This is a genomic window from Bartonella sp. AD328YNZD (assembly GCF_042196425.1).
In genome coordinates this window covers 1-10,398 of sequence record NZ_JBHIQG010000061.1, presented here as the reverse complement: position 1 = coordinate 10,398, position 10,398 = coordinate 1, and the positions used below count along the sequence as shown (strand labels likewise).

The window sequence follows — 10,398 nt, the reverse complement described above, 5'->3', positions numbered from 1 at the left end:
TAACAAAAGCCTGTGAAAGCAAAACAACCTCTTCAAAAAATTTACGCATACGCCCTTCTACCATTTTTTCAATGATATTTTCAGGCTTTCCAGACTGACGTGCTTGATCTGAAAAAATTGCTTTTTCACGTTCAACAGCAGAAGCATCAACACCTTGTGCTGTAAGTGCTAATGGATTGGTTGCCGCAATATGCATTGCGACCTGCCGACCAAAAGCAAGAGCAGCCTCTTTATTTCCTGTTGTCTCAATCGCAACCAAAACACCAAGTTTTCCAAGCCCATCAGCCACACTATTGTGTATATAAGTCGCAACAACACCATTCTCAACAGACAATTTAGCGGAACGACGAAATGTCATATTTTCGCCAATTGTGCCAATTGCATCTTTAATTGTAAGCTCTACAGTCTTCTCAGAACCTGGATAAAGAGAAACAGAAACAGATTCAACATCCCCTGACGTATCTAAGGCAGCAGTTGCTACTTTACGCACGATGTCTTGGAATCCATCATTGCGTGCAACAAAATCTGTTTCAGAATTAATCTCAACCAAAACTGCATGTGAATCTTTTGATACGACTCCGATTAATCCCTCAGCTGCTGTACGACCAGCCTTTTTATCTGCTTTAGCTATTCCTTTTTTACGAAGCCAATCAACAGCAGCTTCCATATCACCATTGGTCTCTGCTAGGGCGGCTTTACAGTCCATCATACCAGCGCCAGATAGTTCTCGAAGTTCTTTTACTTGTGCAGCAGTAATGCTCATATTTGCCTCTTTATTTTGTAACAGTGAAAGCGTGCAAAATCCCTCTGCACGCCTATAACTTCTTCTTTAGACAATAAAAGTACCTTAATTAGGCATTTTATATTATTCAGAAACCTCTGAAACTGCATTTTCTTCCAAAATAGGCTCCATAGGTGCATCAACTTGAGCTCCTAAATCGATACCCATTGCTCCTTGCTGGCGTGCAATACCATCAAGAGCAGCACGGGCAAAAAGATCGCAATAAAGAGAAATTGCACGTGAAGCATCGTCATTACCTGGTATTGGATGTGTCACGTCATCGGGATCACAATTGGTATCAATAATAGCAATTACAGGAATACCCAAACGCTTTGCTTCTTGGAGTGCAATATTTTCTTTATTTGTATCGATAACAAATATAAGATCTGGAACAGAACCCATATCTTTAATACCACCAAGCGCACGATTAAGCTTTTCACGATCACGTTCGAGATTTAAACGTTCTTTTTTGGTAAAGCCTTGTGCTTCAGCGGCAAGAATTTTGTCAAGCTTACGCAAACGATGTATTGAATTGGAAATCGTTTTCCAATTTGTGAGCATGCCACCAAGCCAACGCGCATTAACGTAATATTGGGCAGAACGATTGGCCGCATCAGCGATAATGTCAGATGCTTGTCGTTTCGTACCAACAAAGAGAATACGACCACCACGCGCTACAGTATCTGAAACAAGTTTAAGTGCTTGATGTAAAAGTGGAACGGTCTGAGCAAGGTCAATAATATGGATATTATTACGCTGACCATAAATATAGGGAGTCATTTTGGGATTCCAGCGATGAGTCTGGTGACCAAAATGCACACCGGCTTCTAAAAGCTGGTGCATAGTAAAATCGGGTAGTGCCATAAATCTTATCCTTTCCGGTTCAACCTCCGCGGAAAAAGCAGGAAGACCTGCTACCGGCGGATGCTTGCTAGAAGTTTCTCACAGATCATTTGCAAACACCCAGACTCCGCGTGTGGAATAGCGCAAACATACTAATATTTGATTCTTTTTCAAGTTATTTTCTTTAATCATTTAATATTTGCATTTTCACATTGATTAAGATCTTTTCCAAGTTCCAAGAATTCGAGACTGTTCAATTTTGCACGCACTGAAAAAGTTCCATAATCTATATGAAGATCTCGCATGACACCATTCTCATGTAAGAGAAAACTGCTACGATAAACCGGCAAACCATCTTTATTTTCTCCATCATCAAAATAAGAAATTGTAACAGGCCAATATTCTTCTTCATCCAATTTTCTTACTTTTTCCGTTTCGCTATCAGATAAAAGCGTTTTCTTTTCCCCTATGACGATACTTTCTTTTATAACTTTATCTGCTTTATTTGTCCCATCAAATACAGTAACATTGTAAAAATGATCTCCTGCTTTTGCATGGCGGATAATATTTTTTAGTTGCATCATTGGAAATTCAGCCATTGCAAGCTTATACTCTTTTCCCTTTGGCTTTTTTAAGGTAACTGTAATACCATCTTGCGTACGCTCCGCAACCCCCTCGGCACGATGCACAACCTCTTCTCCCTCTTGATCTGTAATATTAAAACGAAATGTACGGCTGTCTCCTGTTTCATAACTCGTCGTCTGTTGATCCGTCAAACGTACTGGCATATCTTCAATGTGAACACGGCTAATGAAACGAAAACGTGTGCTATAGCCCTGGCATGCCGAACCAGTGAGCTCGTAAACCATTCGTCCTGACATCGCAGAAATTGTCATTTCATGAGAAACACTATCGAGATGAAAATCATAAATTGCTCGATGAGGCACAATAAAAATGGGCTCTTCAGCTCTCGCAGTACATAAAAAAACAATATATAAAATTATTATAAATAATGATCTAATCATTCCCAACTTCCGAACTTTATCCCCGTTGCATAACATCATACAATAAGGCAAAAAAGGCTAATTTCTCAATTAACCACACATTTTCTTAAATCAAAAAATAGATTATGCAATGAATATATTATAAAGCAGCTATGGAGTTAAAATTATGACCAATATGATTGAAAAAAACTTAGAAAAATTCGGAATCACTCTTCCTGAAGTAATCTCCCCCCTTGCCAATTACATCACCACTTCACAAAGTGGCAATCAACTCTTTATTTCTGGACAACTCCCTCTTATTAATGGAAAACCTATAGCTATCGGTAAAGTTGGTGCAACTGTGAATACCGAACAAGCCCAAAAAGCATCTGAAGCTTGCGCTCTCAATATTCTCGCGCAACTCAAGGCAACTCTGGGTGACTTAAATAAAATAAAACGTGTGGTCAAAATTACTGTTTTTGTGGCTGTAGATTCTCATTTTACCGATATTCCTTTTGTTGCCAATGGAGCTTCTAATTTATTCGTCAATATCCTTGGTGAAATTGGAAAACACGCCCGTTCTGCTATTGGTGTTGCCTCTCTTCCTATGGATGTTCCTGTAGAAGTTGAAGCCATCATAGAAATCTAAACCTTCATTAAGACAGTGCATTATCCTAAATATAACTGAAGTCAAAGTACTTCTTTGTCTTACACTCTGATAAACCTTGCATTTTTTCGTTTTTAAATTAGAATCTTAAACTTACGATAAAAGGAAATATTTGTATGAAACAAGCTTATGACAATAATAATATTTTTGCTAAATTGATTCGCAATGAAATCCCTTCTGTTCGTGTCTACGAAGATGATGATGTTATTGGATTTATGGATATCATGCCACAGGCACCAGGTCATACGCTGGTCATTCCTAAAAAAGGCTCTAGAAACTTACTTGATGCAGATCCTGAAACATTATTTCCTGTTATTAAAGCTGTTCAAAAAATTGCAAATGCTGTCAAAAAAGCCTTTCAAGCAGATGGCATAACTGTCATGCAATTTAATGAAGCAGCTAGTCAACAAACCGTCTATCACCTTCATTTTCATATTATACCACGTATGGAGGGAATAGAGCTTACCCCTCATAATGATATGGTAACGCCTCCAGAAATACTTGAAGAGAATGCAAAAAAAATCCGTGCAGCTTTATAACACACTCTTAAGTTGTTGTGCTTTTTTTTCCTAAACGTTTTTTTGTAAAGTTTTCCATTTTACTTTTCTTTGAACTTACAGATATATCGGAAGATGAAATTTCTAACTGTAAGCTTTCTTTTTTACCATTTGATTTTTGTGTCAATACGCGAACGGTACCACCATTGCGTAACTTTCCAAATAAAATTTCATCAGCTAATGGCTTTTTAATATATTCTTGTATAACACGCCCTAATGGGCGTGCTCCCATCTGAGAATCATATCCTTTATTAGAAAGCCATAAAGTTGCAGAAGGGCTTAATTCAAAACAAATTCCCCGATCAGCTAATTGTGCTTCAAGCTGAAAAATAAATTTTTGCACTATCTGATTGATGATTAAATGAGATAAAGATGCAAACGGAATAATTGCATCTAACCGATTACGAAATTCTGGTGTAAAGAGTCGATTGATTGCTTCTATATCCTCACCATCACGATGTACTTTCCCAAATCCAATAGCTGATTTTGCCATATCTGAAGCACCAGCATTGGTTGTCATAATCAAAATAACATTGCGGAAATCAATTTTCTTACCATTATGGTCTGTTAATCTACCATAATCCATTACCTGCAATAAAATATTAAATAACTCTGGATGCGCTTTCTCAATCTCATCTAGCAATAGAACTGCGTGAGGTTTCTGATCAACGGCATCTGTAAGGAGACCTCCTTGATCAAACCCTATATAACCTGGAGGTGCTCCGATTAAACGTGCTATCGTATGCCGTTCCATATATTCTGACATATCAAAACGCAATAATTCAATGCCTAAAGATGATGCAAGCTGTTTTGCAACTTCAGTTTTTCCTACACCTGTTGGTCCTGAAAATAAATAACTTCCTATTGGTTTATCCGGTTCGCGTAAACCTGCTCGCGCCAATTTTATGGATGAAACTAAGACGGAAATTGCCTGATCTTGACCATAAACAACATGTTTGAGTTCTCTTTCAAGCTTACTCAGTATCTTCTGATCATTCCGGGAAACTGTTTTTGGTGGAATTCTTGCAATTGTAGCAACAGTCGCTTCAATTTCTTTAACACCTATACTCTTCTTGCGTTGTTTTTGTGGCAAAAGCTTTTGCGCTGCTCCACTTTCATCAATAATATCAATTGCTTTGTCAGGTAACCTACGGTCAATTATATAACGTGAAGATAATTCTACAGATGCCTTCATCGCCTGATCTGTATATTTAATCTGATGAAAATCTTCAAAATAAGGCTTCATCCCCTGCAAAATCTTAATCGCATCTGTAACAGAAGGTTCATTAATATCAATCTTCTGAAAACGACGCTCTAAAGCACGATCTTGTTCAAAGAATTTGCGATATTCTCTGTAAGTCGTCGAACCAATACATCGCATAGTTCCAGAAGATAATACAGGTTTCAAAAGATTTGCTGCATCCATATTTCCCCCTAATGTCGCTCCTGCTCCAATTAAGGTATGAATTTCATCAATAAATAAAATAGCATCTGGATACAGCTCAAACTCTTTAATAACTTGCTTTAAGCGTTCTTCAAAATCACCGCGATAACGTGTACCTGCAACAAGTCCCCCCATATCAAGAGAAAATATTGTTGCATTTGATAAAACTTCAGGCACTTGCCCATCAACAATGCGCTTTGCCAATCCCTCAATTATAGCGGTTTTCCCCACTCCAGGATCACCAACCAAAAGCGGATTATTTTTTGACCTTCGACATAAAACCTGAATCATGCGTGAAATTTCTATTTCACGGCCAATTAATAAATCAATTTTTCCATTACGTGCTTTACAATTGAGATCAACACAATAATTCGTTAAAGCACTTGTTCCTCTTTCACCATTATCCGAAATCTGCTGATCTAATTGCTCTTCAAGTCCTTCAAGTAACATGGATAACCCATCATCACGCGTGACACCCTGTGAAATAAAACGTACAGCATCATAGCGTGTCATTCCCATCTCTTGAAGAAAATATGCTGCATGGCTTTCACGTTCAGAAAAAATTGCAACAAGAACATTTGCCCCCGATACTTCATCTTTTCCAGCCGATTGTGCATGAATCACCGCACGTTGGATAACACGCTGGAAAAAAGCTGTAGGCTTTGTATCCTCATCAGCTCTAATCTGTTCATCTAACTCTGAGCGAAGATAATTGGTTAAGCGCTCTCGCAATTCCTCCACATCTACTTGGCAAGCCTGAATAACGGAATTTGCATCGGCATCATCTAACAGCGCAAGTAGAAGATGCTCTAGTGTTGCATATTCATGGCGTGCTTGAGTAGCAATTGTTAATGCACGATGCAAAACCTCTTCAAGACTAGGTGTAAAAGATGGCATAGCTCCTCACTTCCATTCCATTACACATTGTAACGGATGTTCATTTTGACGCGCACATTCCCTCACTTGTAATATTTTCATTTCAGCGACTTCATAAGTATAAGTCCCACATTCTCCTATCCCATTGTGATGAACATTTAACATTATCCGCGTTGCCTCTTCGAAACTTTTTTTAAAAAAGTTCTTCAAAACGAAAACAACAAAATCCATAGGTGTGTAATCATCATTAAGCAAAAAAACGCGACATAATTTAGGTTTTTCAAGTTTTTCTCTAGCCTTAGGCATTATAACCGCACCATGCCTACCTTCATCCCAATTCTTGCCCTTTTCATTATGCATAATACGAGCTATAGAGTTTATTATGAGCATCTGTCCCATTATCGTTTTCCATGCAGCACATTTTTATTAATTTTAAATTCTTTCATAACTATTGCAATACCTGTTTGTATTAGAAAAAAAATTTCCTCTATGGTTAGACTTCAATCGCTCACTCATAAAATAACTTCTGTAAACAAATTAGTAATACCATTCGTCTAAACTGCATCAATAAATTACAGAAAAGGAAGCTTTATAGAAGTTTTTTAGGATAAATGGAGAAATAGGATACTGCAAGTGTATATTAATTATCAAAAAATTATGCGCTACTGTAAAACAATAGCAATTTCTTTTGTTATGTTAGCTTTTTCTTACTGTTGGGCATCCGCCACACCTCAAGGGGCCTATCCTGATAAGTATGCGGCTATTGTTATAGATGCTACTACGGGAAAAACTCTATTTCAAGCCAATGCAACACTGAAACGTTATCCTGCTTCTTTAACAAAAATGATGACATTGTACCTCCTCTTTGAAGCTATGCAGATGCGTCGTGTGACACCAAATACACCAATTCCTGTTTCACATTATGCAGCAATGCGTCCACCGACAAAAATTGGATTTAAAGCAGGCCAAACAATTTCTGCAGAATCAGCAGCTAAAGCACTCATTACAAGATCCGCAAATGATGTTGCTGCTGCCATTGCAGAATATCTTGGAGGTAGTGAAAAAAAATTCGCTCAAATGATGACAGTAAAAGCCCGTAAACTTGGCATGAAACATACACATTTTGCAAATGCTTCAGGACTTCCGGATGTGCACAATTATTCTACAGCACGAGATATAGCGACTTTATCATTAGCTTTACGTAAACATTTTCCCAAACAATATAAATTGTTCAAAACAAAAAGTTTTAATTTCCGTGGACATAAAATTAACAGCCACAATAAACTTGTTAAAATAATGAAAGGTGTCGATGGAATTAAAACAGGCTACACACAAATGTCAGGTTCTAATTTAGCAACTTCGATGCGTCTTGAGGGGCGCTCTATTGTCGCTGTTGTTATGGGAGGTAAATCATCTACTGCACGTGACGAGCATATGGCTAGCTTATTGAATCAATATTTGCCCAAAGCAAGCCAAATGAAAAGTGGTGAACGTTTAATAGCTTCTGTACGCTATCACTTACCCACTGGGGCCAATACTCCTATACCGACCATTAAAGCTGATTCAAGTAATTTTGACGATGAAATTTCGACTATGTTGACAGCATTTGCAGAACAACCTAAAAACTCCAATATCGCAATAACGGCTGTAAATAAGGTAATTATACCAATACCGAATCCTCAAAAAACTATACCAGCTGAGACTCATAAAATTGTAACAGTCTCTTTGTCCGAAAATGCCGGATGGGCTATCCAAATTGGTTCTCTTCCTAGTGAAGAACAAGCAAAAACTCTACTTTTAAAAGCAAAAAATATAGCTTTTTCTACTTTAAAGCATGCATCTTCACACATGCAACTGTTTGAAAAAAGTGGGCGGCGTTATTACCGAGCACGCTTTACAGGGTTTCAATCAAAAAAAGCTGCATTTGATGCTTGCTCTACATTAAAGAAAGCAAATTTTAACTGCTATACTGTAGCCTACTAAAAATTTTTGAATTCTGCGTTAAGGATAGTATTATGACAGATAATGCTTTTGCTTCATTCCATAAAAAAGAAATTTTATTGAAGCAATCATCCCTCCTTTCATTGCGTTCTCTTCACGATGCTGCCGCAAAACTTACTGGTTTAAAATATAATTCGACAGCATTAGATACACAGTCTCTTGTTAACCTTCTCATTTGCCAAACAATGCGCAACCGTCGTCTCATAATGCCTCCTGTACGCATTCATTTACGCGTTGCGAGCCAAACTGGTAATGTGCCTATTAAAATCCGTTTAGGAGCAACAAATATTTAATTCTACAGACCCTCTCTAAAAAATTATTTTATTATTAACCATTATCTACAGCCTTAGAAAACCTTTTGATAAACATACTTTTTTCTTAAATTGTTGAATTTTTCTGACAGCTTTTCCAACTATCCAATATCTCCAAGCTTTTAATAAAAACATTGTTAATGACATAAAAATACCCAATATTTTTCCACTTTTTGGATTTAATATAAAAAATTGTCCTTGATATCTTTCTGGAAAAAATGAATAGCTTCATTAGATGAAAGCTTATCATTTGATGGGATTATTGTAAAAGTTCAATAAAGAAAATCTCTCTTAATAACGCTCCCCATACAACATAAACGCTGTAAAAAAACAATCTCACTCCTCTTACTTGTATTTATGTCAAAAGGCACAGAAAATTGGAAAATACAAATACTATCGATGAAAAAACGTAAACAAATTATCAGATTAAATATTATAATAACGATTTCCATAAGATTTTAATTTATAATTATAATTTATTTTTTGCATATTGAATAAGAGATTTTCGTAAAATGCTCTTATTTTACTTCTTATATTGAATCAGTCAAAATCGCTCGCTTGCTCATCACGAGAAAAATTGGCATATAAACTATTTAAAAAAGGATGATAGTGTTGGTTTTCTCTCTTTATAAATAAAAATGCTAATACTCTATAGATTTTATACCATCCATGGAAAACTTACATTATATTATTCATATGCAAGATACTGATTTATAAAGATAATTAATTATTTTGCATGTTAGATGAGAATCTCGAATATCGTAAGATTCTCTCATTAAAAATCTGTTTATGTTGAATCAATCAAAACCGTCTCTTGCATGTTATGAGCGAGATTAGTGTGTAGCGTGAAACTGTACCAAAAAGACTAAAAATGCCTATAATGAACCGTTTCAAATGCCAAGAGCTTTGTCCCTGTACAGAGGGGCGGCTCTGGCAAAGTGTGCAACCATGCCAGCGTACTCTTTTTATTAAGCATAAAGATGGGGACAGCTCAATGGATTTACTGTTATATCATTCACAGGTGCCATCGTGAAATGAGCTTGGGAGCGTTGAGAGATATTTTTTTAAAACGAACTCACGAACGCGTAACACGATAATGTTCTATTGTGTGCATTCTATTCTCATGAGAATTTTTATAAATATTTCTTAATGTATACGTTATTATTTATTTTAATTTTTTTGTCGGTAAAAAATTTATAAATAAAAAAGATATTTCCAATATATCTCTTAATTATTGTAAATTAGTGTTTTTTTTCAAGGCATTTTTTACCATACTAGGTAGAAAAAACTTCACTTTTAAAAAATTAAAGTCTTTAAAACTCTACTCTCTTCATCATAATTATTCAGATTTAAAACAAATTTTCCTTGGATACTCAGGCATAATCTTCCATTATTTAAAAGATATATGGCTATGGAAACTTTTTAAAGCCATAAAACCCAGCTAAAAATAATGGCAGATTGATCACTAACTTTACTTTACGCTTTCTTATTTTTTCCAAATTACACTTTTTCCCCACTTTAGAGACAAATCAAACAGATGCACAACACTCTCCCCTCCAAGCTTGCATGCAACACCTATTATTCGTTAAGAAAACACTGAATGATCTCAGATTTATTTCAAACTACTGCTGCATTAAAGTGGAACTTTGATTTATAAGGAACAAAAAACATAAGCTTTATTAGGAAATACGATCTCTCTCCCAAAAGTCCAGTTATGGATTGAAAAATGTTCCAGCTCTTAACAAGATATCGCATTGACTGCAAGACCGCCTTTACTTGTCTCTTTATAGCGTTCACTCATATCATGACCAGTCTGGCGCATTGTTTCTATACAAGCATCAAGAGAAACAAAATGATCTCCATTACCATGTAATGCAAGAGAAGAAGCCGTTACCGCCTTAACAGCCCCCATTGCATTACGCTCAATACAAGGAA

The 10,398-nt window shown here is 36.3% G+C and carries 10 protein-coding genes; 4 read left to right on the top strand and 6 right to left on the bottom strand.

All coding sequences use genetic code 11. The features are described 5' to 3' along the window. From tsf to ACFIO3_RS04680, 3 genes are all read right to left on the bottom strand, one after another. The coding region (gene tsf / locus ACFIO3_RS04690) for a translation elongation factor Ts (RefSeq protein ID WP_375704143.1) at positions 1-763 on the bottom strand (763 nt) is incomplete at its 3' end. Positions 764-865: 102 nt separating this feature from the next. After that, positions 866-1,645, bottom strand: a complete 780-nt coding sequence (gene rpsB / locus ACFIO3_RS04685) for a 30S ribosomal protein S2 (RefSeq protein WP_375607217.1) — start codon at positions 1,643-1,645, stop codon at positions 866-868. Positions 1,646-1,812: 167 nt separating this feature from the next. Continuing rightward, a complete protein-coding gene (locus tag ACFIO3_RS04680; RefSeq protein WP_375607218.1) occupies positions 1,813-2,649 on the bottom strand; it encodes a cell envelope integrity EipB family protein in 837 nt (278 codons plus the stop codon). A 145-nt stretch (positions 2,650-2,794) separates the two neighbouring features. Here ACFIO3_RS04680 and ACFIO3_RS04675 point away from each other — a divergent pair, with 145 nt between their 5' ends. Both ACFIO3_RS04675 and ACFIO3_RS04670 read left to right on the top strand, forming a co-directional pair. Continuing rightward, positions 2,795-3,256 carry a RidA family protein gene (locus tag ACFIO3_RS04675; protein WP_375607219.1) on the top strand — a complete coding sequence of 154 codons (462 nt, stop codon included), beginning with the start codon at positions 2,795-2,797 and terminating at the stop codon, positions 3,254-3,256. A 134-nt stretch (positions 3,257-3,390) separates the two neighbouring features. Continuing rightward, positions 3,391-3,813 carry an HIT family protein gene (locus ACFIO3_RS04670; RefSeq protein WP_375607220.1) on the top strand — a complete coding sequence of 141 codons (423 nt, stop codon included), beginning with the start codon at positions 3,391-3,393 and terminating at the stop codon, positions 3,811-3,813. Between the two features lie 7 nt (positions 3,814-3,820). Here the strand turns inward: ACFIO3_RS04670 and clpA are convergent, their stop codons facing one another. Together clpA and clpS are read right to left on the bottom strand one after the other, a co-directional pair. Continuing rightward, positions 3,821-6,172: an ATP-dependent Clp protease ATP-binding subunit ClpA gene (gene clpA, locus ACFIO3_RS04665; protein ID WP_375607221.1), complete on the bottom strand. Its 2,352-nt coding sequence runs from the start codon at positions 6,170-6,172 to the stop codon at positions 3,821-3,823. A gap of 6 nt (positions 6,173-6,178) precedes the next feature. Continuing rightward, positions 6,179-6,550, bottom strand: a complete 372-nt coding sequence (clpS, locus tag ACFIO3_RS04660; protein ID WP_375607222.1) for an ATP-dependent Clp protease adapter ClpS — start codon at positions 6,548-6,550, stop codon at positions 6,179-6,181. A 234-nt stretch (positions 6,551-6,784) separates the two neighbouring features. On the opposite strand from clpS, the gene ACFIO3_RS04655 reads away from it, so the two are divergent. Both ACFIO3_RS04655 and ACFIO3_RS04650 read left to right on the top strand, forming a co-directional pair. After that, a complete protein-coding gene (locus ACFIO3_RS04655; RefSeq protein ID WP_375607223.1) occupies positions 6,785-8,134 on the top strand; it encodes a D-alanyl-D-alanine carboxypeptidase in 1,350 nt (449 codons plus the stop codon). A gap of 32 nt (positions 8,135-8,166) precedes the next feature. Beyond that, positions 8,167-8,445: a hypothetical protein gene (locus tag ACFIO3_RS04650; protein ID WP_273790659.1), complete on the top strand. Its 279-nt coding sequence runs from the start codon at positions 8,167-8,169 to the stop codon at positions 8,443-8,445. Positions 8,446-10,201: 1,756 nt separating this feature from the next. On the opposite strand, the gene ACFIO3_RS04645 is transcribed toward ACFIO3_RS04650, so the two are convergent. Continuing rightward, a partial coding sequence (locus ACFIO3_RS04645; protein WP_375704142.1) for an L-serine ammonia-lyase, iron-sulfur-dependent, subunit alpha occupies positions 10,202-10,398 on the bottom strand: 197 nt, incomplete at its 5' end.

Bases quoted from the DNA above. Each gene is read 5' to 3' on its own strand.
- rpsB (WP_375607217.1), bottom strand. From the start codon at position 1,645: ATGGCACTACCCGATTTTACTATGCACCAGCTTTTAGAAGCCGGTGTG.
- ACFIO3_RS04680 (WP_375607218.1), bottom strand. From the start codon at position 2,649: ATGATTAGATCATTATTTATAATAATTTTATATATTGTTTTTTTATGT.
- ACFIO3_RS04675 (WP_375607219.1), top strand. From the start codon at position 2,795: ATGACCAATATGATTGAAAAAAACTTAGAAAAATTCGGAATCACTCTT.
- ACFIO3_RS04670 (WP_375607220.1), top strand. From the start codon at position 3,391: ATGAAACAAGCTTATGACAATAATAATATTTTTGCTAAATTGATTCGC.
- clpA (WP_375607221.1), bottom strand. From the start codon at position 6,172: ATGCCATCTTTTACACCTAGTCTTGAAGAGGTTTTGCATCGTGCATTA.
- clpS (WP_375607222.1), bottom strand. From the start codon at position 6,550: ATGGGACAGATGCTCATAATAAACTCTATAGCTCGTATTATGCATAAT.
- ACFIO3_RS04650 (WP_273790659.1), top strand. From the start codon at position 8,167: ATGACAGATAATGCTTTTGCTTCATTCCATAAAAAAGAAATTTTATTG.